At 72.3% G+C, this 26,687-nt stretch carries 22 protein-coding genes; 5 read left to right on the top strand and 17 right to left on the bottom strand.

What is annotated here, in order from left to right:
* Positions 1-34 precede the first annotated feature (34 nt).
* Genes NOSIN_RS15530 through NOSIN_RS15540 form a run of 3 tightly spaced genes read left to right on the top strand, consistent with a single transcriptional unit; the run spans position 35 to position 3,143 of the window.
* Complete coding sequence (locus tag NOSIN_RS15530) at positions 35-622, top strand: TetR/AcrR family transcriptional regulator (RefSeq protein ID WP_077691432.1); 588 nt, start codon at positions 35-37, stop codon at positions 620-622.
* Complete coding sequence (locus tag NOSIN_RS15535) at positions 619-1,512, top strand: ABC transporter ATP-binding protein (protein ID WP_077691433.1); 894 nt, start codon at positions 619-621, stop codon at positions 1,510-1,512. The genes NOSIN_RS15530 and NOSIN_RS15535 overlap by 4 nt, the downstream gene beginning before the upstream one ends.
* Positions 1,509-3,143 carry an ABC transporter permease gene (locus NOSIN_RS15540; RefSeq protein ID WP_077691434.1) on the top strand — a complete coding sequence of 545 codons (1,635 nt, stop codon included), beginning with the start codon at positions 1,509-1,511 and terminating at the stop codon, positions 3,141-3,143. The genes NOSIN_RS15535 and NOSIN_RS15540 overlap by 4 nt, the downstream gene beginning before the upstream one ends.
* A 43-nt stretch (positions 3,144-3,186) precedes the next feature.
* Here the strand turns inward: NOSIN_RS15540 and proB are convergent, their stop codons facing one another.
* The 7 genes from proB to NOSIN_RS15575 form a co-directional block, all read right to left on the bottom strand.
* A complete protein-coding gene (proB, locus tag NOSIN_RS15545) occupies positions 3,187-4,344 on the bottom strand; it encodes a glutamate 5-kinase (protein ID WP_077691435.1) in 1,158 nt (385 codons plus the stop codon).
* An 82-nt stretch (positions 4,345-4,426) separates the two neighbouring features.
* Positions 4,427-5,791: a GTPase ObgE gene (gene obgE, locus NOSIN_RS15550; protein WP_077691436.1), complete on the bottom strand. Its 1,365-nt coding sequence runs from the start codon at positions 5,789-5,791 to the stop codon at positions 4,427-4,429.
* A 127-nt stretch (positions 5,792-5,918) separates the two neighbouring features.
* Positions 5,919-6,179, bottom strand: a complete 261-nt coding sequence (gene rpmA, locus NOSIN_RS15555; RefSeq protein ID WP_077691437.1) for a 50S ribosomal protein L27 — start codon at positions 6,177-6,179, stop codon at positions 5,919-5,921.
* Positions 6,180-6,192: 13 nt separating this feature from the next.
* Positions 6,193-6,504, bottom strand: coding sequence for a 50S ribosomal protein L21 (rplU, locus tag NOSIN_RS15560; protein ID WP_077691438.1), 312 nt, complete (start codon positions 6,502-6,504; stop codon positions 6,193-6,195).
* Between the two features lie 355 nt (positions 6,505-6,859).
* Positions 6,860-9,910, bottom strand: a complete 3,051-nt coding sequence (locus tag NOSIN_RS15565; RefSeq protein WP_077691439.1) for an Rne/Rng family ribonuclease — start codon at positions 9,908-9,910, stop codon at positions 6,860-6,862.
* Between the two features lie 161 nt (positions 9,911-10,071).
* Positions 10,072-11,028, bottom strand: a complete 957-nt coding sequence (locus tag NOSIN_RS15570; RefSeq protein WP_077691440.1) for a TIGR03936 family radical SAM-associated protein — start codon at positions 11,026-11,028, stop codon at positions 10,072-10,074.
* 344 nt (positions 11,029-11,372) lie between these two features.
* Complete coding sequence (locus NOSIN_RS15575) at positions 11,373-11,921, bottom strand: TetR/AcrR family transcriptional regulator (RefSeq protein WP_077691441.1); 549 nt, start codon at positions 11,919-11,921, stop codon at positions 11,373-11,375.
* 111 nt (positions 11,922-12,032) lie between these two features.
* On the opposite strand from NOSIN_RS15575, the gene NOSIN_RS15580 reads away from it, so the two are divergent.
* Positions 12,033-13,076: an aldo/keto reductase gene (locus NOSIN_RS15580; protein WP_077691442.1), complete on the top strand. Its 1,044-nt coding sequence runs from the start codon at positions 12,033-12,035 to the stop codon at positions 13,074-13,076.
* 46 nt (positions 13,077-13,122) lie between these two features.
* Here NOSIN_RS15580 and NOSIN_RS15585 read toward each other — a convergent pair whose 3' ends face one another.
* The 9 genes from NOSIN_RS15585 to NOSIN_RS15625 form a co-directional block, all read right to left on the bottom strand.
* Positions 13,123-15,066 (bottom strand): TIGR03960 family B12-binding radical SAM protein, encoded by a 1,944-nt coding sequence (locus tag NOSIN_RS15585; protein WP_077691443.1) that lies wholly within the window; start codon positions 15,064-15,066, stop codon positions 13,123-13,125.
* Between the two features lie 141 nt (positions 15,067-15,207).
* A complete protein-coding gene (rodA, locus tag NOSIN_RS15590) occupies positions 15,208-16,380 on the bottom strand; it encodes a rod shape-determining protein RodA (protein WP_077691444.1) in 1,173 nt (390 codons plus the stop codon).
* A gap of 2 nt (positions 16,381-16,382) precedes the next feature.
* Positions 16,383-18,527, bottom strand: coding sequence for a penicillin-binding protein 2 (gene mrdA / locus NOSIN_RS15595; RefSeq protein WP_077691445.1), 2,145 nt, complete (start codon positions 18,525-18,527; stop codon positions 16,383-16,385).
* Between the two features lie 3 nt (positions 18,528-18,530).
* Positions 18,531-19,091, bottom strand: coding sequence for a rod shape-determining protein MreD (mreD, locus tag NOSIN_RS15600; protein WP_077691446.1), 561 nt, complete (start codon positions 19,089-19,091; stop codon positions 18,531-18,533).
* Complete coding sequence (gene mreC / locus NOSIN_RS15605; protein WP_077691447.1) at positions 19,088-19,987, bottom strand: rod shape-determining protein MreC; 900 nt, start codon at positions 19,985-19,987, stop codon at positions 19,088-19,090. Before mreC ends, mreD begins: the two co-directional genes overlap by 4 nt.
* Position 19,988: 1 nt before the next feature.
* A complete protein-coding gene (locus NOSIN_RS15610; protein ID WP_077691448.1) occupies positions 19,989-21,023 on the bottom strand; it encodes a rod shape-determining protein in 1,035 nt (344 codons plus the stop codon).
* A gap of 224 nt (positions 21,024-21,247) precedes the next feature.
* Entirely contained in the window at positions 21,248-21,652 is a 405-nt protein-coding gene (gene ndk / locus NOSIN_RS15615) for a nucleoside-diphosphate kinase (RefSeq protein WP_077691449.1), read from the bottom strand.
* 160 nt (positions 21,653-21,812) lie between these two features.
* Positions 21,813-22,226 carry a DUF4233 domain-containing protein gene (locus NOSIN_RS15620; protein ID WP_077691450.1) on the bottom strand — a complete coding sequence of 138 codons (414 nt, stop codon included), beginning with the start codon at positions 22,224-22,226 and terminating at the stop codon, positions 21,813-21,815.
* A 34-nt stretch (positions 22,227-22,260) separates the two neighbouring features.
* Positions 22,261-23,610, bottom strand: coding sequence for a bifunctional folylpolyglutamate synthase/dihydrofolate synthase (locus NOSIN_RS15625; protein WP_077691451.1), 1,350 nt, complete (start codon positions 23,608-23,610; stop codon positions 22,261-22,263).
* 120 nt (positions 23,611-23,730) lie between these two features.
* Here NOSIN_RS15625 and NOSIN_RS15630 point away from each other — a divergent pair, with 120 nt between their 5' ends.
* Complete coding sequence (locus tag NOSIN_RS15630; protein WP_077691452.1) at positions 23,731-25,083, top strand: folylpolyglutamate synthase/dihydrofolate synthase family protein; 1,353 nt, start codon at positions 23,731-23,733, stop codon at positions 25,081-25,083.
* Positions 25,084-25,155: 72 nt separating this feature from the next.
* Here NOSIN_RS15630 and NOSIN_RS15635 read toward each other — a convergent pair whose 3' ends face one another.
* Positions 25,156-26,580 (bottom strand): LVIVD repeat-containing protein, encoded by a 1,425-nt coding sequence (locus NOSIN_RS15635; protein ID WP_077691453.1) that lies wholly within the window; start codon positions 26,578-26,580, stop codon positions 25,156-25,158.
* Positions 26,581-26,687 lie beyond the last annotated feature (107 nt).

Below are 26,687 nucleotides of genomic sequence, written 5' to 3' on the forward strand. Positions count from 1 at the left end.
GTGCCGCGACCGCCGGCACCGGAGGAGGACGCACATGCCGCCCACACCCGGTCGGCCCCGCAGCGCGGAGGCCGACAGGGCCGTCCTCGGCGCCGCTCTGGAACTGCTGGTCGAGCACGGTGTCGAGGGCACCAGCATCGAGAAGGTCGCCCAGCGGGCGGGCGTCACCCGGGCCACCGTCTACCGGCGGTACCCGGACAAGACGCGGCTGCTCCTGGCCGCGCTCCTGGAAGGCCTCCGGACGCCCTCGGACCTGCCCGAGTGCGACAGCGTCGAGGAGATGCTGTCCATGTGGGCCCAGGGCCTGGGCGGGCCGGACGCCGCAGGAGGGCGCCGCCTGCTCCGCCGCCTGATGACCGGCCTGCACGACCACCCCGAGCTCCACCGGGCCTACCGGGAGGCCGGCATCGCGCGCCGCGAGCGGTGGATCCGCTCCACCCTGGAGCGGGCCCGGGAGCGCGGTGAGTTCCCCCCGGACGCCGACCTCGCGGTCGTCGGGGAGATCCTCACCAGCGCGGTCACCACCCATCTCCTCACCCGGCCCGACACCTGCACGGTACGAGAGGTCGAGGACCACCTCCTCGCGGTGCTCCACCACACCTGCTACCGGAGGACACCATGACCACGGCCGTCTCCGCCGTCGACCTCACCAAGGCCTACGGGCCGACACGGGCCCTGGACGGCCTCGACCTCACCGTGCGTTCCGGAGAGGTCCACGGCTTCCTCGGCCCCAACGGCGCGGGCAAGTCCACCGCCATCCGGATCCTGCTCGGCCTCGTCCGCGCCGACGGCGGAGCCGCCGCGGTGCTCGGCGGCGACCCGTGGCGCGACTCCGTCGCACTGCACCGCCGGCTGGCCTACGTGCCGGGCGACGTGGAGCTGTGGCCCGACCTCACCGGCGGTGAGATCATCGACCTGCTCGGCCGCCTGCGCGGCGGCGCGGTCGCCGCCCGGCGCGACGCGCTGGTCGAGCGGTTCGACCTGGACCCCACGCGCAGGGCACGGACCTACTCCAAGGGCAACCGGCAAAAGGTCGCGCTCGTGGCCGCGCTGGCCTCCGACGTCGAACTGCTCCTGCTCGACGAGCCGACCTCCGGCCTGGACCCCCTCATGGAGGCCGTGTTCCAGCAGGTCGTCGGGGAGCTGCGCGGGGAGGAGCGCACCGTTCTGCTCTCCAGCCACATCCTGTCCCAGGTAGAGAAGCTCGCCGACCGGGTCAGCATCATCCGCCGGGGCCGCGTCGTGCAGTCCGGCACCCTGGCCGAGATGCGCCACCTCACCCGCACCGCCGTCGAGGCCACCACCGCCGCGCCCGCCGACGGGCTCGACCGGCTCCCGGGCGTGCACGGCCTGGAGGCCACCGGGACACGGGTGCGCTTCGACGTGGACGGCGACCACCTCGACGGCGCCCTCAAGCACCTCGGGGGCTTCGGCGTCCTCTCGCTCAGCAGCCACCCGCCCACGCTGGAGGAGCTCATGCTCCGCCACTACGGGGACGGGGAGGCGGCGTGACCGCCACCGGCGCGCCGTCGCCGGGCCGCACCGCCCCCGCGGCCGGCGGAGCGGCGGCCGGGACCGGCGCACTGGTCCGGCTCGCCCTGCGCCGCGACCGGATCCGCCTGCCGGCCTGGCTGCTCGGCATCACGGTCTTCGTGCCCTACTTCTACACCGTCCTGGGCGTCGTCAGCCCGACCCAGGAGGCGCTGGAGGAGTCCACGGCCCTCATGGACAGCCCCATGGTGCGGCTGTTCGCCGGGCCCTACTTCGGGTTCGGGGAGGTCACCCTCCAGCGCTCCTTCCTGGTCTACCTCCCGGAGTTCCTGCTCGCCGCAGCGGTGATGAGCGTCCTGCTCGTCGCCCGGCACACCCGGGGCGAGGAGCAGAGCGGCCGCGCCGAACTCGTACGCGCCTCGGCGGTGGGCCGCCACGCCCAGCTCACCGCGGCGCTGGCCGTCGCGGTGCTCGCCAACACCGCCCTCGGCCTGCTCATCGCCCTGGCCATGGTCGCGCTGGCCTTCCCCGCCGGCTCCGGTCTGCTGTTCGGCGCCGCCGTCGCGGCGACGGGCCTGTCCTTCGCCGGGATCACCGCGGTCACCGCCCAGCTCGGCGAGAGCTCCCGGACCGCCTCGGGGCTCGCCTCGGCCGCGCTGCCGGCCGCCTGGATGCTGCGGGCCGTCGGCGCCGTCCAGGACGAGGCCGGCGGCTGGGCCACCTGGCTGTCCCCCCTGGGATGGCCGCAGCTGACCCGGATCCTGGACGACGAGCGCTGGTGGCCGCTGGCCCTGTCGGTGCTCCTCTTCGCGGCGGGGGCGGCCGCCTCCTACGCGCTCGCCGAGCGCAGGGACCTCGGCGGCGGCTTCGTCGGCACGCGCCCCGGCCGGTCCACGGCCGCCCCGTGGCTGCGGTCGCCGCTGGCCCTGGCCTGGCGGCTCCAGCGCCGCACGGTGGCGTGGTGGGGCACGGCGGTGTTCGCCGCCTCCCTGTGCTACGGCGGCCTGGGCGGCGCCATGGACGAGGGCGCCGTCGACCTGCCCGCGGAGGTGGTCGGCGGGCCGGCGGTGGACGTGCTCGACGGCTACCTCAGCATCATGACCGTCTCGATGGTCTTCGTCGTGTGCTTCTTCGCCGTCGTCTCCGTGCGGGGCCTGCGCCGCGACGAGACCAGCGGACGCGCCGTCGCGGTGCTCACCGCGGCGACGGGCCGGGCCGCGTGGACGGGTACGTCACTCCTGGTCACCGCGGTCTCGGGAGTCGCGCTGGTGGCCCTGGTCGGGCTGGGGACCGGCCTGGGCGCCGCCGCCTCCGTCGGGGACGGATCGCTGCTTCCCGTCCTGCTCGGCGCCGCCCTCGCACGCGCGCCGGAGGTCCTCCTGACCGCGGGGCTGGCCGCGGCCCTGCTCGGATGGGCGCCCCGGGCCTTCGGTGCGGTCTGGGCGGTGGTCGTCTACGGCGTCTGCCTGCGGTTCTTCGCGCCCGACCTCGGCTGGCCGGACCGACTGCTGGCCACCTCGCCCTACAACCACGTTCCGCGCGTACCCGTGGAGGAGCCCGCGCTCGTCCCGACCGCGGTGCTGACCGTGCTCGCCGTGGCGCTGGCCGCGCTCGGCGTGTGGGGCTTCGGCCGACGGGACCTGGACGGGTAGCCGCCGTCCGTGCGGCGGCCGCGCCGACCGCCGCACGGACGGGCTACAGGACCACCAGGTCGTCCCGGTGCACGAGTTCGCGCTCGTAGGAGGGCCCCATCTCCCGGGCCAGCCAGCGGGTGGACCGTCCCATCAGGTCGGGTACCTCGGCCGCGTCGTAGTTGACGAGCCCGCGCGCGACCACACCGCCCTGTTCGTCGCACAGGTCCACCGGGTCGCCCGCGCTGAAGTCGCCGGTCACCCGCACCACGCCGGCGGGCAGCAGGGACGCCTTCTCCCGCACCACCGCCGCGACCGCGCCGGGGTCCAGGACCAGGCTGCCCCGCCCCGCGGTGGCGTGTGCCAGCCACAGCTGGCGGGCGGATGGGCGCCGCCCTCCGCCCGGGGAGAACAGGGTGCCCACGCGGTCGCCCCCCAGGGCCGCGCGGGCGTTGGCGGCGGAGGTCAGCACGGTGTGCACCCCCGCCTCCGTGGCGATCCGCGCGGAGGCCACCTTGGTGACCATCCCGCCGGTGCCCACGCCCCGCCTCCCCGTGCTGCCGATGTCGATCCCGTCCAGGTCGGCGGGGCCGCGCACCAGGCTGACCACCGACGATCCCTGCGCGGAGGGGTCGCCGTCGTAGAGGGCGTCCACGTCCGACAGCAGCACCAGCGCGTCGGCGCGCATCAGGTGCGCCACCAGGGCCGCCAGCCGGTCGTTGTCGCCGAACCGCAGCTCGTCGGTGGCCACCGTGTCGTTCTCGTTGACGATCGGCACGGCGCCGATGTCCAGCAGGCGGCGCAGCGTGCGCTGGGCGTTGCGGTGCTGCACCCGGCGCATCATGTCCTCCACCGTGAGCAGGACCTGGGCTGCGGTGAGGCCGTGTCCGGCCAGTTCGGCCGTGTACGCGGCCAGCAGCAGCCCCTGTCCCACGCTCGCGGCGGCCTGCTGCGAGGCCAGGTCGCGGGGGCGGCGGGCCATTCCGAGCGGGGTCATCCCGGCCGCGACCGCACCGGAGGAGACCAGGATCACCTCCTGTCCGGTGGCGCGTCGCTCCGCCAGCACCCGGACCAGGTCGCGGATGCGGCCGGAGTCGATCCGGCCGTCGGGGGTCGTCAGCGACGACGACCCCACCTTGACCACGACCCGGCCCGCGGCGGCCACCGCCGCGCGGCCCGCGGCCTCCGGGGAGGCGGTCTCTTCCAGTTCTGTGCTGTGCACCGTGAGGGGCTTTCCATCCAGTGGCGCGGCGTCCGGCACCGCGCTCGTGCCTGTTCGGCCGGGCCGTCGGTCCCCGCGCGGATCAGCCCAGCCGGGCGTCGGTTCCGCGCGGGCCGGACGGGACGATCTCGGCGTCCGTGGAGGTGTCCCAGTCGAAGACCACGGAGTCCTCCTCGGTGCCGATACGCACCTCGGCGCCCTCGGTGGCACCGGCCTTGGCCAGCTCCTCCTCGATACCGATGCGGTTGAGGCGCTCGGCGAGGTAGCCCACGGCCTCGTCGTTGGAGAAGTCGGTCTGGCGCACCCACCGGGCGGGCTTGTCGCCACGCACCTCGAAGGTGTTGTCGCCCAGCGGCACCACCTGGAAGGGGATGTCGCCGATCATCTTGGGCCGGAGCACGATCCGGGTGGGCTCGGCCGCGGGCGTGGCCTTACGGGCCGCCGCGACCTGTTCCGCCAGGGCGAAGGACAGTTCGCGCAGGCCCTCGCGGGAGGCCGCGGAGACCTCCATGACCTGGTAGCCGCGCTCGACCAGTATCGGGGTGACCAGGTCGGCCAGGTCGCGCGCCTCGGGAACGTCGACCTTGTTCAGGGCGACCAGGCGCGGCCGGTCGGACAGGTCCACGCCGGCGCGCTCACCGTAGGCGGACAGCTCCGCCTCCAGGGCCTCCAGGTCGCTGACCGGGTCGCGTCCCTGCTCGTAGGTGGCGCAGTCCAGCACGTGCAGGAGGGTGGAGCAGCGCTCGATGTGGCGCAGGAACTCCAGGCCCAGGCCCCTGCCGTCGCTGGCGCCGGGGATGAGCCCGGGCACGTCGGCGATGACGTACTGGACGCTGCCCGCCTCCACCACGCCCAGGTTGGGCACGAGGGTGGTGAAGGGGTAGTCGGCGATCTTGGGGCGGGCCGCGGACATCGCGGCGATCAGGGACGACTTGCCCGCGCTGGGGAAGCCCACCAGGCCGACGTCGGCGATGGTCTTCATCTCCAGGCGCACGTCGAAGCCCTCGCCCTCCTCGCCCTTGAGGGCGAAGCCGGGCGCCTTGCGCTTCTTGGAGGCCAGCGCGGCGTTGCCCAGGCCGCCGCTGCCGCCCTGGGCGAGCACCAGGCGGGTGCCGTGGCCGACGAGGTCGGCGACGACCTCTCCGTCCACACGGGTGACCACGGTGCCGTCGGGCACCGCGAGGACGAGGTCCTCGCCGTTGGCCCCGGCGCGGTGGCCGCCCTGTCCGGGCGTGCCGTTGCGGGCGCTGCGGTGCGGGCGGCGCTGGTAGTCCAGCAGGGTCGCGGTCTGGGTGTCGACCTCCAGGACCACGTCACCGCCCCGGCCGCCGTTGCCGCCGTCCGGGCCGCCCAGCGGTTTGAACTTCTCACGGTGCACGGAGGCACAGCCATGCCCGCCGTTCCCGGCCTTGACGTGCAAGACCGCCTCGTCGACGAAGTCAGGCATAACTCTCCCCGTTACTCTCCGGCCCCCGGCGAGGGCCTGGACGAACACGTGTGTCACCCAGTGACAACGCGAGAGGCGGGCCAGTGTTCCCTGGCCCGCCCCACCTTCACAACGTCCGTGCGCGACCCTACTCGGCCGCGACGGGAACGATGTTCACGGCCTTGCGGCCGCGGAAGCTGCCGAACTTGACCTGACCGGCGACCAGCGCGAACAGCGTGTCGTCGCCACCGCGGCCGACGTTGGCGCCGGGGTGGAACTTGGTGCCGCGCTGACGGATCAGGATCTCGCCAGCCGAGACGGCCTGACCACCGAAGCGCTTGACGCCGAGGCGCTTGGCGTTCGAGTCACGACCGTTACGGCTGGACGAAGCGCCCTTCTTGTGTGCCATTTCTCCAGGCCTCCTACTTCGCCGCGATGCCGGTGACGCGCACCTGGGTGTGCTTCTGGCGGTGTCCCTGGCGCTTCTTGTAACCGGTCTTGTTCTTGTACTTCATGATGTTGATCTTGGGGCCCTTGGTCTCACCGAGGATCTCGGCGGTGACCGAGTAGCCGCTCAGTTTGTCCGCGTCGCTGATGACGTTGCCGTCCTCCACGACGAGGATGGGCTGCCACGTGATGGTGGCGCCGGTCTCCTCGGAAACCTTGTCGATGTTCAGGACGTCATCGACAGACACCTTCTCCTGTCGGCCGCCCGCTCGCACGATCGCGTACACCGGGTAACTCTCTTCCTGCTCGCTCAACGAATAATGCTCGGGACCATCCCCGAGACGTGAGGTCCGGGGTCCGGGTCCGGCAGTGCCTGTGCCCAGGCCCGCCGGGAGGTCCGTCCCCGTGGGTGGGGAGGAGCCTCGTTCCACGATCCACTGATCGCCTGTAGCGGGGCGCGGGGATCCGAGGGAAACAAACCCTGCGTGGAGAGCACTTCGGTGTCGGGGCGCGCGATGTGGTGGAGCGCGCCGACGCACCGTCCATCAGATTACCACTGGCCCGCCACAGGCCTGCACACGTGCCGTGGTCCGGACCGGACATGTGCCCGGTCCGGACCACGGCGGGGCTGCCGCCCCTGGCTCAGCCCGCGTCCACGGCGGTCGGCGGGGTGGCCGCCGCCTTGGTACGCCGGGTACGGCGCCGCTTGGGCCGCTCCGCGGCCTCGTCGTCGCCCTCGGCCGGGGCGGACGTCTCCTCGGCGGCGTCCGCGCCACCGCCGTCCGCCGCCGGGGACCCACCCTCGTCGGCCGCCGCGCGGGCGGACCGGCGGGTGGTGCGCCGGCTGCGGGTCTTCTTGGCCGGGGCCTCCTCCTCCGCCTCGGGGGCCTTCTCCCCAGAAGGGGCGGAGGCCTCCACCGGAGCGGCCTCGGCCGCGGTGATCTCCTCCTGCTCCTGCGCGGCCGCCTCGGCGGCCTTACGGGAACGGGAGGCCCGCTTTCGGGTCTTCTTGGCGGGCTCGGCCTCGGCCTCGGCGGCCGGCGCCTCCTCCACCTGCTCGGGCTCGGGCTCCGCCGCCTTCACGTCAGCGGCCTGCTCGGGCCTGTCAGCGGACTCCTCCGCCTTCTCCGCCTTGGAGTCCTTGTCGGGCTCGCCCTTGCCCTTCTTCTTCTTGCGGCCGCCGCCGTTGCCTCCGCCGTTACCGCCGCCCTTGCCCTCGGCCGGGTCGAGGTCCAGCATCAGGCCGCGCCCGTTGCAGTGCTCGCAGCTGTGCGAGAACGCCTCCAGCAGGCCCTGGCCGACCCGCTTGCGGGTCATCTGGACCAGGCCCAGCGAGGTGACCTCGGCCACCTGGTGCTTGGTGCGGTCGCGCGAGAGGCACTCCAGCATGCGGCGCAGCACCAGGTCGCGGTTGGACTCCAGCACCATGTCGATGAAGTCGATGACGATGATGCCGCCGATGTCGCGCAACCGGAGCTGGCGGACGATCTCCTCCGCCGCCTCCAGGTTGTTCTTGGTGACCGTCTCCTCCAGGTTGCCGCCCTGGCCGGTGAACTTGCCGGTGTTGACGTCGACCACGGTCATGGCCTCGGTGCGGTCGATGACCAGCGAGCCGCCGCTGGGCAGCCAGACCTTGCGCTCCAGGGCCTTGTTGATCTGCTCGTCGATCCGGTAGGCGGCGAAGACGTCGCGGTCCTCACTCCAGTGCGAGAGGCGCTCGGCGAGGTTGGGCGCCACGTAGTCCACGTACTCGCGGACGGTGGTCCAGGCCTCGTCGCCGGAGACGACCAGGCTGGAGAAGTCCTCGTTGAACACGTCGCGCACGACCCGCACCGTCAGGTCCGGCTCGCTGTTGAGCAGCGCCGGGGCGTTCGCCGACTTCGACTTGCGCTTGATGGAGTCCCACTGCTTGGCCAGGCGCGTGATGTCGCGCTCCAGCTCCTCCTCGCTGGCGCCCTCGGCGGCCGTGCGCACGATGACGCCCGCGCCGGAGGGCATGACCTTCTTGAGGATCTGCTTGAGGCGGGCGCGCTCCTTGTCGGGGAGCTTGCGGCTGATGCCGGTCATCGAGCCGCCGGGCACGTACACCAGGTAGCGGCCGGGCAGGCTGACCTGGCTGGTCAGGCGGGCGCCCTTGTGGCCGACCGGGTCCTTGGTGACCTGCACCAGGACCGACTGGCCGGACTTGAGCACCGACTCGATGCGCTTGGGCTGGCCGTCCAGGCCGAAGGAGTCCCAGTTGACCTCGCCCGCGTACAGGACGGCGTTGCGGCCCTTGCCGATGTCGACGAAGGCGGCCTCCATGGACGGCAGCACGTTCTGCACCCGGCCCAGGTACACGTTGCCCACGTAGGAGCGGTGCGTGGCACGGTCGACGTAGTGCTCGACGAGGATGTCGTCCTCGAGGACGGCGATCTGGGTGCGGTCGCCGATCCGGCGGACCACCAGGTCGCGCTTGACCGCCTCCCGGCGGGCCAGGAACTCCGACTCGGTGACGATCGGGGGGCGGCGGCGGCCCTGCTCCCGGCCCTCACGGCGGCGCTGCTTCTTGGCCTCCAGGCGGGTGGAGCCGCGGACCGCCTGGACCTCGTCCTCGATGGGCTTCTCCTGGCGCGGCTCGCGCACCCGGACCACGGTGTTGGGCGGGTCGTCCCCGGTGGCGTCGGCGCCGTTGCCGGTGCTGGAGCGGCGGCGACGACGGCGGCGGCGACGGCTGCCGCGCTCGGACTCCTCGCCGAAGTCCTCACCCTGGTCGGCGGCCTGTCCGCCGTCCTCGCCGGAGCCGGCGTCCTTCTTGGACTCCTTCTGCTCCGCCTTCCTGTCGGCCTTCTTCTCGGCCCTCTCGGCGGCGGGCTCGGCGTCGTCCTCGCCCTCGTCCCCACGGGACCGGCCGCGCCCGCGGCCACCGCGACGGCGGCGGCGACGGCTGGGGCGGTCGCCCTCCTCACCGTTGTCCTCGGTGCCGGTGGACTCGGCCGTCTCCTCCCCGGACTCCTCGTCCTCGTCCTCGTCGGCACCGGTGTCGGCGCTCCGGACGGTCGCGGGGGCGGCGCTGGCCACCGGGGGCTGGAAGAGCATGGCCGGCGACTGGAAGACGTTCCCGCCGGCGGACTCCTCGTCCTCCTGCTCGGGCTCCTCGGTGGCTTCGGCGGGCTCGGAGGTCCTGCTGGTCCCGGCGCCCTTGGCCCTACGGCCCCTGGCGGGCTCGGCCCCACCGGTCTCGGCGGAGCGGGTGCGCGAGCGGCCGCGGGAGCGGCTCCGGGCGGTGGAGGCGTCGTCACCCTCCTCGACCGGGGCCGCGGCCTCCTCAGCCCCGGGGCCCTCGGCTGGGACCGGAGCGGCGGTCTCCGCGGCGGCACGGGTACGGCTACGCCGCGGCGGCGCCGCCACCTCCTCGTCGGGGCTGCCCGCGGCGCGCACGGTGCGCCTGCGCGAGGCGGGAGTGGTCACCGCGGTCTTGACCGTGCCCCCCTCGCCGGATCCGGCGAGGGAGGTGACGGGCATCGAGGGAGGGGTGAAGACGTCGTCCGGTTCGGGGGGTGGTCCGGCGGCGCGGCGGCCGCCCCTGGCGGGCGCGGGTGTGGTCACGCGCACCTCGCCGCTCCCCGTGGGGGGCGCCTCCGCCATGTCGTTGTTCGTTTCGGTCGTGCCCTCGGCGCCTTCGGCACCGTTGTCGGGCTCGTTGTCGAGCATGCGGGCGGTCTCCCGTCAGAGTTCTCGGGCTCGGCGCGACCTGTCGGTCGGCGGCGCGGCTCGCGAGAACTGTCGTCGCTGTGTCAGCGCCGGCGGCGCCGGAGCGCCGTCGGGGCAAAGTCCTGTGGTGTCGCCCATGCTCCCCGTCTTGGGGCCGCTCATCAGCGCGGTCCCGGCATGGGCGTCGACGGCTGTGATGCGCTGTCGCGCCGCTCGTCCGCGTTGTCGTTCGCGGGTCCGGGGCTCGTGTGAGCTTCGGGACGGTCCTGTGTGAGCGGGTCCGCGATCGCACCTGTCGTCTCGTCCAGCGGCCCCTGCGCCAGCCGGGTCATCATCGGTGATGACGGCGGCGCGAGGTCGGCCACGTGGCGAAGGCCGGTCAGCACGTCGTCTGGTCGGACGGCAGGTGTCATGTGCCGTACAACCATCCGAAGTATGGCATATGTCGTGTGATGTTCCTCTGGGGCGCGCCCGTGGGAGTCAGTGCACACGTCGATACGGACCACTGCGGGTCTCGTGTCGAAGCGGCGACGACCCTTCTTCGTCATCCGCTCCACCTCGACGCTGTCGGCGGCCAGGTAGGTGGCCACCGCCCTGGCGGCGTCGTCGGGGTCGACGTCCGCCATCTCCACCCGCCATTCGGATGCCTGGAGCCGGTCTGCCAGTCCGGGGTGCCGGGCCTCGACGACCTCGACGATGTCGATGCCGGAGGGCATCGCCGCGTCGATGTCGGCCCGTACCTGTTCGGGCGGGCGCGGTTCGGCCAGGGTGAGTTCAAGGTACTCCGCCTCGCTGGCGACCCCTGTGGGAGCCGCACCGGTGTAGGAGACCTTGGGGTGAGGTGAGAAGCCAGCGGAGAAAGCCACGGGTACGGAGGCCCTACGCAGGGCGCGCTCCAGGGCCCGGGCGATGTCGCGGTGGCTGGCGAACCTCATGCGCCCGCGCTTGGCGTAGCGGACGCGAAGCCGTTGTCCGGGTTTGGCGGTGGAGGGTGAGGTGGTGCCCTCGGGTGCGGGGGGCAGCTCAACTCCTTTCCTCATGCCCCCTGGTGTGGCCGGCGGGGCGGCCAGAAGGGGCTGTTCCTCGTCCTGTTCAGCGTACGGTGCGCGGTGGTGCACATGCGCCAACAGGACTACGCATACCGGTATCTCCCCCACTGACCTGGGATCGAAAAGTCCCGAAGCGGTCGGAGCCGGTATCGAATCGGTCCTCACTCCCAGAACATGAGGGCCCCGGAAAAAAATCCGAAGAAAATCTGCGCCGGATGGCAACCCCCCGCGTAAGCCGCGAGTCCTACTACACGTACGGCCCGGCGCGAGCGGGGCGCCGGGCCGTACACCTTCTCCCGGGCCGCACTCCCCTCAGGGGTCGAGTCGGCGCCGGATCGCGAAATCCCGCTCCACGCCCCTCAGCGCGGCCGGAACCGGCCCCTGCGGGCGTCGCCCCCTCCCGTGCCCCCGGTTCAGGCCCGTGGACGCAGTCCGTCCAGGACCACGGCCACGGTGCGCCGCCTGGCGGCCTCGTCGGCCCCTCCGCGCCCCCGGGCGATGCACCCGCTGACCAGCGCCTTGACGTCGGCGGCGTCCACGTCGCCCCGGACCTCCCCCGCCTCCTGTGCCCGGGCCAGGAGTGCGCCCAGCACCTCCACGACGTCGTGGCCCGTGCCGCGGGCCGCGGCGACGACGTCGAACCCGTCGCCGCTGAGCGCGTCGGCGAGCCCGTGGTCGAGCGCCCCCTCGTCGACCATGAAGCCGAGGAAGGCGGAGAAGGCCTCCCCGGGCCCCCTCTCGGCGGCGAACCCCTCGGCCGCTCCGGCCAGGACCTCCATCCGGTCGAGCACGATCGCCTCGTAGAGAGCCTCCTTGGTGGGGAAGTGGCGGCTCACGGTCCCGGTCCCCACCCCGGCGCGGCGGGCGATCTCCTGCACGGAGACCCCCCTCCCCTCCGAGGCGAAGGCCTCGTAGGCGGCCCTGAGCACCTTCTCCCTGTTGCGTCTGGCGTCGGCTCGCATCCGCACTTCCCTCGGTGCCCGTACACGGGCGGCAGACAAACGGGATGCCCGTCCCGTATCTTCCGATTAACCGGGATGGGCATCCCGATTATATCCCGAAGGGACCTCCTTGTGCATGACGTCATCCTGGGCGCCTCCGGCCCCGCGGTCTCCGGACTCGGGCTCGGATGCATGGGCCTGAACCAGTCCTACGACGCTCCCGGCGGCCGCCGGGAGGCGCTGGCCACCCTCGAACACGCCCTCGACCTCGGCATCCGCTTCTGGGACACCGCCGACTCCCACGCGCTGGGCGAGAACGAACTCCTGATCGCGGAGGTGCTCACCCGCGTGGGCCGCGACAACGTCGTCCTGGCCACGAAGTTCGGCGGGATCTTCGATCCCGGGACCGGGACGGCCACCGGCGTCCGCGGCGACCCCGAGTACGTCCGGCAGGCCTGCGAGGCGAGCCTGCGCCGCCTGGGCACCGACCGTATCGACCTGTACTACCAGCACATCCCCGATCCGGACGTGCCCGTGGAGGAGACCGTGGCCGCGATGGCCGAACTGGTCGGCGCGGGCAAGGTCCGGTACCCGGGGCTGTCCAACGTCACCGCGGAGCAGTTGCGCGCCGCGCACGCGGTACACCCGATCGCCGCCGTGCAGAGCGAGTGGTCCCTGTTCGTGCGCGGCGCGGAGAAGGAGCTCGTGCCCGCGTGCCTCGAACTCGGGGTGGGCCTCGTCCCCTACCCGCCCCTGGGACGGGGCTTCCTCACCGGCGCCTTCTCCGACCCGGGCGACATCGCCGACGGCGACGCCCGCCAGGCGTTCCCGTGGTTCGCCGAGGGCAACGTCGAACCGAACGCGGCGCTGCTGCGCCCGGTGCGGCGGGTCGCCGACGAGCACGAGGCCACCCCCGCGCAGGTCGCCCTGGCCTGGCTGGCGCACCGGATCGGCGCCACGGGGATCGCCGCGGCACCCATCCCCGGCACCAAGAGGGCGCACCGGCTGGACGAGAACGCCGCCGCCCTCGACCTGGTGCTCTCCGGGGCCGACATGAAGGCGCTGGACGGTATCGCGGACCACGTCGCGGGGTCGCGCCGCCCGGACCTGCCGCCCGAACTGCGCGACCTGATGCCCGACGACCACGGCGAGCGGAGGCCGGACCCCTCCCGCTAGCGCCTCGCGCCCGGGCGCGGGAGCGTCCTCCCGCGCCCGGGGCGGGTCAGGGCTGCACCACGGTCAGCGGCAGCGTCGGGCGGCCCTCCGCGGGGGCGTTGATCTGGATCTCGGTACCCATGCTCGGGCACACGCCGCAGTCGTAGCAGGGGTTCCACCGGCAGTCGTCGACCTCCAGCGACTCCTCGCCGTGCAGCGAGTCCTGCCAGTCCTGCCACAGCCACGACCGGTCGAGCCCGGCGTCCAGGTGGTCCCAGGGCAGGACCTCCTCCTCATCGCGCTCGCGGGTGGTGAACCAGTCCACGTCCACCGGGAGGCCGGCCAGGGCCGTCTCGGCGGCCCTCATCCAGCGGTCGTAGGAGAAGTGCTCGCTCCAGCCGTCGAACCTGCCGCCGGCGCGCCACACCTCCTCGACCACCCGGCCGACGCGGCGGTCGCCCCGGGAGAGCAGGCCCTCGACGATGGAGGGACGCCCCTCGTGGTAGCGCAGGCCGATCGACTTGCCGTACCTGCGGTCGCCCCGCAGCCGGTCGCGCAGCTTGCGCAGCCGTGCGTCGACGTCCTCGTGCGAGGTCTGCCCCGCCCACTGGAACGGGGTCTGCGGCTTGGGCACGAACCCGCCGATGGACACCGTGCACCGGATGTCCTTGCGCCCGGTCACCTCGCGGCCGGTCCGGATCACCTCGGTGGCCAGGTCGGCGATGGCCAGGACGTCCTCGTCCTCCTCGGTCGGCAGACCGCACATGAAGTACAGCTTCACCTGCCGCCACCCGGCCTCGTAGGCCGCGGTGACGGTGCGGATGAGGTCCTCCTCGGTGACCATCTTGTTGATCACCCGGCGCATCCGCTCACTGCCGCCCTCGGGGGCGAACGTCAGCCCGGAGCGGCGCCCGTTGCGGGTCAGCTCGTTGGCCAGGTCGATGTTGAACGCGTCCACGCGGGTGGACGGCAGAGACAGGCCGGTGTTGGTGCCCTCGTACCGGTCGGCGAGCCCCTTGGCGATGCCCCCGATCTCGCTGTGGTCGGCGCTGGACAGCGACAGCAGCCCCACCTCTTGGAAACCGGAGGCCTTCACGCCGTCCTCGACCATCCTGGTGACGGTCTCCTTGTTGCGCTCGCGCACCGGGCGGGTGATCATCCCCGCCTGGCAGAACCGGCAGCCGCGCGTGCAGCCCCGGAAGATCTCCACGCTGTAGCGCTCGTGCACGGACTCCGCGGTCGGCACGATCGGCTTCTTGGGGTAGGGCCACTGGTCGAGGTCCATCACGGTGTGCTTCTGCACCGTGCCGGGCACCCCGGGCCGGTTGGGCGTGTAGGAGGCGATCCGCCCGTCGGGGTGGTACTCCACGTCGAAGAAGCGCGGCACGTACACCCCGCCGGTCGCGGCCAGCCGCAGCAGCAGCCCGTCGCGCCCGCCCGGCTCGCCCTCCTCCTTGAACTCGCGGATGATCTCGGTGATGGCGAGGGTGATCTCCTCGCCGTCGCCGAGCACCACCGCGTCCAGGAAGTCGGCGATCGGCTCGGGGTTGAACGCCGAGTGCCCGCCCGCCAGCACGATCGGGTGCTCGGCGGTGCGGTCGGCCGTGCGCAGCGGGATACCGGCCAGGTCCAGCGCGGTGAGCATGTTGGTGTAGCCCATCTCGCTGGCGAAGCTCAGCCCGAGGACGTCGAAGGCGGCCACCGGCCTGTGGGTGTCCACGGTGAAGTGCGGCACGCCGTGCTCGCGCATCAGCTTCTCCAGGTCCGGCCACACCGCGTAGGTGCGTTCGGCCAGCACGCCCTCACGCTCGTTGAGGACCTCGTACAGGATCTGCACGCCCTGGTTGGGCACGCCGACCTCGTAGGCGTCCGGGTACATCAGCGCCCAGCGCACCTGGGTGTCGTCCCAGTCCTTGACCACGGAGTTGAGCTCGCCACCGACGTACTGGATGGGCTTGCCCACCTGTGTCAGCAGGGGTTCCAGTCGCGGGAAGAGGCTTTCGACGGACATGGTGTGGGCCTTCGTTCGGCGGACTTCGTGTCGGAGTGTGCGTGGACTCCCGCCGTGGCGGGAGCGGTCCCCGGGGCTCGTGGAACACGACCGCGCGGGTGTCCCCAGGCTACCGGCGGACGAGGCGCCGGCCGTGTCCCTCTACACGAAACCCCGGTCCCTGGACCTGACCCCCAGCACCAGCCCCAGGGCGAGCATGCTCGCCACGACCGCGGTACCCCCGTAGGACACGAACGGCAGCGGCAGGCCCGTCACCGGCACGACCCCCAGGCACATCCCGATGTTGATGAGGGCCTGGAACCCGAACCAGGAGGCCGCACCCACGCACAGCAGGCGCGGATAGGGCTTCTCACACCCCTGGGCGGTCCGCAGGAGCCGCCACAGGATCAGCCCGAACAGGCCGATGACCAGCACCGCGCCCACGAATCCCAGCTCCTCGCCCGCCACCGTGAAGATGAAGTCGGTGTGCTGCTCGGGCACGAACTGCCCGTGCGTCTGCTCTCCCTGGAACAGCCCGGTCCCGTTGAACCCGCCCGACCCCACCGCGATCAGCGCCTGGTTGGAGTTGTACCCCGTGCCCTGCGGGTCGGCGGTCGGGTTCATCAGGGTCGCGATGCGGGCCACCTGGTAGGGCTTCAGCACGTCGAAGAACCACACGCAGAACGCCCCGACCGCACCGCACACCAGCATGCCCGCCACCCACACGACCGGGGCTCCCGAGAGCGTGAGCATCCCCAGGAAGATCGCGCCGAGCACCAGCGTGGTGCCCAGGTCCGGCTGGGACATCACCAGTGCCAGCGGCACCGCCAGCGCCACCAGGCAGAACAGCACGTCCCGCGTCATCGGCCGGGCCTCGCCGTCGCGCGGCTCGCCCAGCAGCGTGGCCAGCATCAGGACCAGCCCGACCTTGGCCAGCTCACTGGGCTGGAACTGGAACCCGCCGATCACGATCCATCCGCGCGACCCGTTGATCGTCTCGCCGAGCGGGGTGAGCACCAGGGCCAGCAGGACCACCGTGACCAGGTAGGCGATGGGCGCGTACGCGCGGATCGTCCGGTGGTCCACCGAGGCGACCGCCAGGCACAGCGTCCACCCCACCACCAGGTGGAACAGGTGGCGGCGCAGGTGCTCGGTGGAGTCCAGCGGGTCGCTGCCGTCTCCCGGCACCGTCGCCGACCACACCAGCAGGGTGCCGATGGCGCACAGGGCCGCCACCGACACGATCAGCGTCCAGTCCAGTCGTCGCGCGAGGCCCGCCGCGTTGCGCCCGAACTCGGCCCTGCGCGTGCGGGGTGCCCCCAGGTGTGTGGTCATCACTACCGATCCAGGACGTCGATGGAGCCGTCGGGGCGGATGGCCGGCAGGTCCTCGGGCGGCTCGCCGCCCGGGAGCAGCGGCTCGGCGGGCCCGGAGCCGCCCTCCCCCTCGGCCTGGCCGGGGCTCTCGAACCCGTAGATGCCCTCGTAGATCTCGCGGGCGATGGGCGCCGCCGTCATCCCGCCGGTGCCGCCCTGGGAGACCAGGACGGCGATGGCGAACTGCGGGTCGTCGGCGGGCGCGTAGGAGGCGAACCAGGACGAGACCTGGCGGCCCCGCACGTCGGCGCTGCCGGTCTTGCCCGCGACGGAGACCTTGTCCTGCGGGAACCCGGCGAAGGCGCCGGCGGCGGTTCCCTTCTTGGGGACCTCGGTGAGCGCCTTCTGCAGGTACTCGAGGGTCTTGTCGCTGACCGGCAGCCGGTCGCGCACGACCGGCTCGATCTCCTTCACCTTCGACCCGTCCGCGGAGACCAGCGCCCGGCCGATGCGGGGCTCGTGGAGCGTGCCCCCGTTGGCGACGGCCGCGTAGGCGTTGGCGAGCTGGAGGGGCGTGACCAGGACGTCTCCCTGGCCGATGGAGAAGTTGACGGCCTCGTTGGCCCGCCACTGGAAGCCCTCCACGCACTGCTCGTAGGCCAGCAGCTTGAGGTAGGCGGCGCGCGAGGGGTCGGTCTTGGCGACCTCCGGGTAGCCGTGCTCGCCCCGGTGGCAGTTGTTCTCCCGGGTCTCCTGCCAGAAGGTGCGCTTCCACTCGCGGTCGGGAATGCGCCCCGAGGTCTCGTAGGGCAGGTCGATCCCGGTCGGGGAGCCGAAGCCGAAGCCGCGCGCCATGTTGGCCATGGCCTCCTCGGGCTCCCCCTCCGGGTACAGGCCGCCGTCCTTCTTCCACATCTGGTAGCCGAGGTTGTAGAAGACGGTGTTGCAGGAGACCACGATGGCCTTGTGCAGGCTGATCGGCCCGTGGCCCTGGCCCGCGTAGTTCTGGTAGTTCTGCCCCGCCAGGTTCACCGAGCCCGGGCAGGCGTAGGTGCTGCGCAGCGAGTACCCGTTCTCCGCGGCCGCCGCGAGCGAGGAGACCTTGAACGTGGAACCCGGCGGGTAGGTGCCCTGCACCGCGCGGGAGAGCAGCGGCTCGCCCGCCTCCTCGCTGAGCATCTCGTCGAAGGTCTCCTGGTCGATGCCGCCGCGCCAGATGGCGGGGTCGTAGGTGGGCAGGCTCGCCATGGCCACCACCCCGCCGGTGCGCACGTCCAGGACGACGGCGGCGCCGGAGTCGGCCTTGTAGCGGGGCCGGGCCTTGGCCATACCCTCGGCCAGCGCCTTCTCGGCGAGCTTCTGCACGCCCAGGTCGATGTGGGTGACCAGGTGCATGCCCGGTTCGGGAGGCGTCTCGGAGATCACCTCCATGACCTCGCCGTGGTTGTTCACCCCCAGCACGCGTTTGCCCGCGTCGCCGCGCAACTGCGCGTCGTAGGAGGCCTCCACCCCGTCTCGTCCCACCTGGTCGATACCGGTGAACTGGGTGCGCAGGTCCTCGCGGGCCTCCAGCTCCTCCTGGGTGATCGGCTGTAGATAGCCCACTAGCTGGGCCGCGTGGCCTCCCTGCGGGTACGAGCGGACGGCGTGGGCCTGGGCGCTGATGCCGGGGAAGTCGCCGGCTCGCTCCATGATCTGGAGGGCGACGGAGGGCTCCACGTCGTCGGCGAGGGTGACGGGCTGGTAGGGCGAGCCGGGCCAGCAGGGACGGCTCACCTCGGGCCCGCACAGGCGCATGCGCTGCTGGAGCTTCTCCGGCGACACGTCGAGCACCTCGGACAGGTCGCTGAGGACCTTCCTCCCGTTGTCCTTCATGCCCATGAGCTCGTGGTAGTCACCGGAGACCACCAGCTCGGTCCGGTTGTTCACCAGCGGGCGGCCGGTGGCGTCGAGGATCTGTCCGCGTGTGGCGGGGACGATGAGCTGCTGGTGGTGGTTGGCCATCGCCATCTCGCGGTAGTGGTCCCACATCGGGACCTGCAGGTACCACAGCCGGGCGGCCAGGAAGGCGAAGAGCGTCACGACCAGGACCTGGGCGATGACGAGCCCGGCCCGGCCGAGTCTGCGGCCGGGGGGCTCGAAGTCGTCGACGGGTGCTGCGCGCACGGCTCACCACCTCCCCGAGGGCATGGGGCCCCGGACCGCGGCGTACTCGTCGTCGGCGAGCGACTCGCGCACCCGCAGCAGCGGGAAGGCGACCAGCGGGGCGACCAGGGCCGTGAGGGCGGTGCCCACGAGGGTGTTGACCGCGACGGCGGCCAGCGACACACGCGGGTCCCCCATGAGCAGGCCGACCACCGCGTACCCCAGGCCCACGCCCAGGGCCGTGGCCGCCACCGTTCCCGTCACCGCCCACACCGAGGAGCGCCCGTCCAGGGAGCCGGCCGAGCCGGTGTTCCTGCGCAGCAGGGCCAGCACGTAGGCGGCCAGGCACAGGACCAGGGCGTAGCGGCCCAGGACGTGTTCGGCGGGCGGGAGTACGTCCATGGCCAGCCCGGCGGCGAAGCCGCAGCCGGCCGCGGCGGCGGGGCTGGTGGTCAGGGCGACCGCGACGACCACCGCGATCACGAGGTCCGGTCCGGCCCCCCAGTCGAACGGGAGCCGGTTGATGATCGTGGTCTGGACGAGTACGGCGGCGGGCACCGCGATCAGGGCCGCTGCGGTTCTCATGACCGGTCCCCCTTGTCGGGTCGGGGCGGGAGCACGGAGTCGCGCGGGTCCTCCTCCGGACCCCGCACCACCACGCCCACCACGTCCAGGGACGAGAAGTCCACGGCCGGGGCGATGTCGGCGAGGCGGCTGAGCGCGCCGGGCGCCACCTGCACTTCTTCGACGGTGCCGATGGGCACGCCGGGCACGAAGGGCGCGCCCTCGTGCGAGCCGAGCGTGACCACCCGGTCTCCGGGATCCACCTGCGCCTCCAGGTCGAACAGCTCCAGGGTCAGCTCGGCCTCGGGGCCGCCGGGAACGGTCCCGCCGTTGACCACGCCGATCTTGCGTGTGGCCTCCAGCCGGGCGCCGACCGCGGACTTGACGTCGGTGGCGAGCATGACGGTGGCGGTGTGCGGACCGGCCTCGGTCACGCGCCCCACCAGGCCGGAGCCGTTGACCACGGTCATGTCCGGGCGCACGCCGGACTCGGTTCCGGCGTCGATGGTGACCGTGTCGGCGTAGCCGCGCGCGGTGACGTGGGTGACGGCCTGGGCGGCGACGATCTCGTAGCCGCCCAGGCCGGCCAGGTCCAGGAGTTCGTCGAGCTGCTTCGAGCGCTGCTCGTCGATGCGGGCGGCCTGGAGCTGGTCCTTCAGGTCGGCGTTGGCCTGCTCCAGTTCGGTGATGCGGTCGGAGGTCTCCGGGCTCTGGCGCAGCCCGTCGTAGAGGGCGGCCGCCGGCGCGGTCGCCCAGCCCACCCCCGCGGCGGTGGGCGCGAACACGAGTTCGCCGCCCGCGCGGGCCGCGGAGGTGACGGGGTCGCCGCCGGGTCGCGCGTCCAGGACGAGCAGGGCCACGGCCGCCGCGAGGAGCACGGCCAGGATCAGTCTGGATCGGGACGAGTCGCGGAACATGTCATCGCCGCCGTTCGGGAACGAGGACCTGGTGGAGGCGCTCGTAGTTCTCGACGCAGGTGCCCGAGCCGAGGGCGACGGAGTCGAGCGCGTTGTCGGCCACGTGGATGGGCATGCCGGTCTCGTGCAGGAGCCGCTCGTCGAGTCCGCGGAGCAGGGCCCCGCCGCCGGTGACGGCGATACCGCGGTCCATGATGTCCCCGGACAGCTCCGGAGGGCACTTGTCGAGGCTGGTGCGGATCGCGTCGATGATGGCGATGACCGGTTCCTCGATGGCCTGGCGCACGTCGGTCTCGGACAGGACGATGGTCTTGGGCAGGCCGCTGACGAGGTCGCGTCCCCGCACCTCGGCGCGGACCTCCTCCGAGCCGCTGGGATAGGCGGACCCGACGGCCATCTTGAGCTCCTCCGCGGTGCGCTCCCCGATCATCAGGGAGTACTCCTTCTTGACGAAGGTCGTGATGGCCTGGTCGAGTTCGTCGCCGCCCACGCGGATGGACTGGGACGTGACGATGCCGCCCATGGAGATGACGGCGACCTCGGTGGTGCCGCCGCCGATGTCCACGACCATGTTGCCGGTGGGTTCGTGGACGGGGAGCCCGGCGCCGATGGCGGCGGCCATGGGCTCCTCGATGATGTAGACCCGGCGTGCGCCCGCCTGGTAGCCCGCCTCCTTGACGGCGCGGTGCTCGACCGAGGTGATACCGCTCGGGACGGCGACGATCAGGCGGGGCTTGGCGAAGTGGCGCCGTCGGTGGATCTTCTGGATGAAGTAGCGCAGCATGCGCTCGGTGATCTCGAAGTCGGCGATGACGCCGTCCTTCAGGGGGCGGATCGCCGTGATGTTGTCAGGTGTGCGGCCGATCATCTGCTTGGCCTCGATGCCGACGGCGACGATCCTGCCCGTTGAGGTGTTGAGCGCGACCACCGACGGCTCGTTCAGAACGATGCCGCGTCCGCGCACGTACACGAGCGTGTTGGCGGTGCCAAGGTCGACGGCCATGTCCCGGCCGAGAAAAGCAAGGTTGTTCGGCATGTAACGTCCTCAGAGGCGCCGTGTCGGGCGTGGCGACGCGAGCGACCATACGTAGTCGATCCGTCACGATAGGTATCCAGTCCCCCGTATCGTAACGGTCAGCACTTAGTCCGTTACGCAAACACACCGAATTGTTGCCCCGACGGCGGACGAATCCGAAGAAGTCCCCTCATGACGAAGCCGCGGGTCCCATGCCGAAGAACCCGCGGCCCGCTCCGCCCCGCCTACAGGTCGGGGAAGAAAAGCTTGATCTCGCGCTCGGCGGAGTAGGTGGAGTCCGAGCCGTGCACGATGTTCTGCTGCACCTCCAGCGCGAAGTCGCCGCGGATGGTGCCGGGGGAGGCGGTCACCGGGTCGGTGGCGCCGGCCAGGGCCCGGAAGGCCTCCACCGCGCGCTCGCCCTCGACCACCACGGCCACCAGCGGACCGCCGGTGATGAACTCGACGAGCGAGTCGAAGAACGGGCGCTCGGCGTGCTCCTCGTAGTGTGTCCTGGCGGTCTCGGTGTCGAGCGTGCGCAGCTCCATCGCGACCAGCTGCAGGCCCTTGCGCTCGATGCGCGAGATGACCTCGCCGACGATGTTGCGGCGGACGCCGTCCGGCTTGATGAGAACGAGAGTGCGCTCCACGTGCGTGTCAACTCCTCACTGGGGCTCCGCGTGGCGCACGTGGGCTGTTCGCCCACGGCGTCGGCCGCACGCGGAGGGTTCGGGTGATGGGTCACGGAAGCGGGGGCCGAGGAGCGGGAGTCCCTCCCTGCTCCGGCCACCCGCCCGGACGTGCGTCACACTATCGCGTTTGCCGGGACGACGCGGATGTCACGACGTCGCCGTCCCCACCGGCCTCCCCGGCCTCCCGGGCGGCCTCCGCCTCGGCCCTGGCCCGGTGCGCGGCCTTCACCTCGTCGGTACGGCGGCCCATGATCACACCGGTCACCCACAGGGACACGAAGACCACGGCGATCAGCACCGCCCCGGAGACCAGGAAGGAGGTGAACAGGAACGCGGCCTGCAGCACCCAGGCGGCGTAGTGCGCCAGGCGGTACTTCTGGAGGCCGGAGAGCACGAGGGCGGCGGCGGCCATCCCGCCCCACAGGCCCGCTGCCAGGGCCGGGGCCATCCCCTCCAGGGCGATGGCGACGGGGATGAAGAGGCCGATCACGATGACCTCGAACACCAGGATGACGGCGCAGACTACACGCACGGCGGGTTCCCTTCGTAGTGGGCCGTCCGGCCCGTCACTCCCCCGCGCCGCGCAGCAGGTGGACGGCGTCACCGGCGGTGACGACCGATCCGGTGACCAGTACACCGGATCCACCGAACTCGCCGTTCTCCTCGGCCAGGCCCACGGCCTGGTCGATGGCGTCGTCGAGTCGGGGTGCCACGTGCACGCGGTCCTCGCCGAAGATCTGCTGGGCGACGGTGGACAGCCGATCCGGGTCGAGGGAGCGCGGTGAGGAGTTACGGGTGACGACGATCTCGTCGAGTAGCGGTTCGAGGGGGTCGAGAATCCCCTCGACGTCCTTGTCGGCCATGATCGCGACCACTCCGACCAGCCGGGAGAAGGCGAAGGCCTCCTCCACGGCCGCGGCGGTGGCGATCATCCCGGCGGGGTTGTGCGCGGCGTCGGCGATGACGGTCGGGCTGGTGCGCACGATCTCCATGCGGCCCGGGGAGTCCGCCTCCGCGAAGGCCTCGCCGACGATCTCCGGGTCCAGGCCGTCGGCGTCCTCGCCGGCGGAGAAGGCCTCCACCGCGGCGATGGCGACGGCCGCGTTTCCGGCCTGGTGCGCTCCGAAGAGCGGAAGGAGCAGGTTCTCGTAGTTGCCGGTGAGGCCCTTGATGTCGACCTGCTGACCGCCCACGGCGACCTCGCGGGCGGTGACGCCGAACTCCAGACCCTCCCGGGCCACCTGGGCCCCGATCTCGGAGGCGCTGCGAAGGAGCGCCTCGGCTGCGGGCAGCGGCTGCTCGGCCATGACCACCACGGAGTCGGGCTTGATGATGCCCGCCTTCTCCTCGGCGATGCCCTCCAGCGTGTCGGGCAGGTACTCGGTGTGGTCGATGCCGATGGGGGTCACCACGGCGACGTCCCCGTCGACGACGTTGGTGGCGTCCCACCGGCCGCCCATGCCGACCTCGACCACGGCGACGTCCACGGGTGCGTCGGCGAAGGCCGCGTAGGCCATCCCGGTGAGGATCTCGAAGAACGACAGCGGGGCGTCGTTCATCAGGTCGGCCATCTCGATCTGGGGCCGGATGTCGTCGTAGGCCTCGACGAACTGCTCCCGGGAGACCGGTTTCCCGTCGATGACGATGCGTTCGCGCACGGTGCGCAGGTGCGGGCTGGTGTAGCGGCCCACACGCAGGCCGCGTGCGCGCATGAGCGCGTCGATCATGCGGGCGGTGGAGGTCTTGCCGTTGGTACCCGTGACATGGATGACCCGGAAGTTGCGGTGCGGGTCGCCCAGGAGGTCCAGCAGTGTGCGGATCCGGTCCAGACGAGGATCGATGTCGGACTCGGGTGCGCGGGAGAGGATCTCCGCGGTCACCTCGTCGTAGCGCTGCTCGGCGCTGGCGTCACTCACGGTGTCTCGGTGTCTCGCTTGTTCGGGGTGTACACCCGCGCCAGTGTACGCGCCCTCACCTGGGACCGGACGCCGGGTAAAGGAACCGGTGGCACATGTCGCACGGACCATACTGGTGCCATGCCGAGTCTTGACCCCTTCTTCACCGAGTGGGCGCGACGGCGCCCCGGACGGGCCCGCAGCCTGGAACGCGCCGCGGCGCTGGCGCGCGCCCTCGGACTGGACGCCGACCGCGCCCCGGTGCTGGGGGTGGTGGGGTCCAAGGGCAAGGGCACCACCGCGACCACGGCGGCGGCGGCGCTGGCGTCGGCCGGGCTGCGCACGGTACTGGTCACCGGGCCGAGCTTCCGGTCCTACCGCGAGCGGGTGCGGGTGGACGGGATGTCGGTGACCGACGCCGAACTGGACGCGCTGGGTGCCCGGATCGACGCCGCACGCCGCGGGCTGCCACCGGTGGAGGAGTCCGGCGGGTACCTGGCGCCGAGCGGGCTGTTCCTGGTCGCGGGACTGCTGCACGCCCGCGATGTGGAGGCCGACGTGTGCGTGCTGGAGGCCGGGATGGGCGGGCACCGCGACGAGCTGCGCCTGGTCGGTCCGGAGGTCGTCGCGCTGGGGAGCGTCTTCGCCGAGCACGTGGGGGTCCTCGGCGACACCGTGGAGGAGATCGCCCGGGAGAAGGCGCGGGTCGCCGGGGAGCGGACCCGCGCGCTGGTGCGCCTGCCGCAGACCGCGGGGGTGGCCGCGGAGGTCGACGCCGCCCTGGCCGAGGCCACCGGCGGCCGGGTCCGCGCCGAGGTGGTCGACCCCGGGCGGCCGGGGGTGGAGCCGCCGCCCGCGCTGCGCCCGCCGGGGCTGTCCGCCGCGTCGGGGGTGCTGGGCACGGCCGCCGCCGCACGGATGCTGGACCACCTGGGCCGCCCGCCGATGGACCGGGAACGGCTGCACGCCGTGCTGGGCACCCTACGGCTGCCGGGAAGGCTGTCCCACCATGCCGTCCCCACCGAAGACGCGAGCGGCGGTGGTGGTGACGGCGGGGCCACGGAAGACGCGAGCGGCGGTGGTGACGGCGGGGCCACAGGAGACGCGGGCGACGAAAGCACGGGAGCGGTACCGGACGCGGAGGTCCTCGTGGACTCGGCCATCGACCGCGCCGGCGTCTCCGCCGCGCTGGCCCACGCCCGCGGGCTGTGGGGCCGGGTGGACCACGTTCTGCTGTGCCTGCCCGACCACAAGGACGTGTCCGGGGCCGTGGAGGCCCTGGGCGACCTGCCGGTGACCGCCGTGCGCCTGCCCGAGGCCCACCTGCGGTTCGAGCACGCCCTGCCCGACCACTGGGACCGGATGGACGCCGACGGCCTCTCCCCCGCGGCCCTGAGGGCGCTCGGCACACGTGTGCTGGCCCTGGGCACGGTCTACTTCACCGGCCGGGTCCTGGAGGCCGTGGACGCCCCCACCGACCGGCTCTTCGGCTGAGACCGAGAGGCGGGGACGGCGCCGAGGCGCCGCCCCCGCCGGGGTCACCACTCGTGGTGTCGTCCGCCCTTCCTACCGGCCGTTGCCTCGGCCCGGTCGGTAGCTCTCCTGGTTCTGCGGGTTGAGCTCGTCCATCCGGACCTGCTCGGCCGCGCGCAGGCGCGGGTCGTCGATACGGAGCACGTCCAGGCCCCGGCTGATGTCGGACGAGTACACGTAGCCGTTGTAGTAGTACGTCGACCAGGTGTCGTTGTCCTGCACGCCCTCCTGGACGCGGGAGTCCACGTCGAAGAAGCCGATCTCCTCGGGGCTGCCCGGGTCGTTGAGGTCGATGACCGAGACGCCGCCCTGGTACCAGGACTGCACGAAGTAGTCACGGCCCGGGACCGGGATCAGGGAGCCGTTGTGCGCCACGCACACCTGGTCGCCCTGGTGGCGGTCGATCTTGAAGTAGCTGGCGAAGTCCAGCTCCGGTGCGCCCTTCTCGCCGCCGACCTCGTAGACGGCGTCGGCGCCGCGCTCGGGGCCGACCTCCTCGGTGCAGGTGGGTGCGCCACCGCCGCCGAGCTCGTCGGTGAACAGCACGGTCCTGGCGTCGTTGGTGAAGGTCGCCGAGTGCCAGAACGCGAAGTTCTCGTCCCGGACCCGCTCGGTGACCACCGGGTTCACCGGGTCGGAGATGTCCATCAGGAGGCCGTCGCCCATGCAGGCGCCCGCGGCGATGTCGCGCTCGGCGTACACGGTGATGTCGTGGCAGCCCTGGGTGGGCAGCAGCAGACCGTCCTGCTCGTGGTTGCCGCCGTCGGGGAACAGCACCGGCTCGTTGACGACCGCGGCCTCCTCGGGTGCGTCGTGCGGCACCTCGATGATGGAGATCTTGTCGTGCGGCTTCTTGCAGTTCGGGAAGTCCTCCGACGGCGAGTACGACGACACGTAGACCAGGTCGCTGTCACCGGTCTTGCTCGGCACCAGCGTGTTCGTGTGCGATCCGCAGTCGGTGCGCACCGCGGACACGTACTGCGGGTTGGCCTTGTCGGAGATGTCGAAGATCCGGACGCCCTCGAACCCGTTCGGGTCGGTGACCGAGACCGCGGGCGCCCCGCAGTCCTTGCTGGCGCGCGGGTAGTCGACGGAGAAGTACAGCAGGTCCCCGCTGACCGACACGTCGCCCTGGCCACCGGGGCACAGGACCTCGGAGACGACCTGGGGGTCCTCCGGCTCGGAGATGTCGTAGACGACGAAGCCGTCGTAGTTGCCGCCGATGGCGTAGTCGCCGGTGAACGCCAGGTCGGAGTTGACGCTGTCCACGGCCGAGGGCTTGGGCACGTGGGCGACGTGCGTGATGTTGGGGCTGTGGACGCTGTCGGCCGGGGCCTCGTCCGCGTGGGCGCCGGCCGGGCCGAGGAGTCCGACGAGCAGGGACGCGGTGGCGGTGACCACAAGGGCCGCGGTACGCCGCGGACCCTTCCGGGCCCGTGGTGCTGCGGGTGCTGGCATGGGCTCTCCTGTGTGCACTAGGGGGTGGGGGGACGCGTGGGGGCCGCGGCGTACACGGCCACGGCCCCTGTTCCCCGGATCCGTCCTCCGGCCCCGAAGGACCGGAG

The sequence above is a fragment of the Nocardiopsis sinuspersici genome (genome assembly GCF_001998325.1).
Classification (GTDB): domain Bacteria; phylum Actinomycetota; class Actinomycetes; order Streptosporangiales; family Streptosporangiaceae; genus Nocardiopsis; species Nocardiopsis sinuspersici.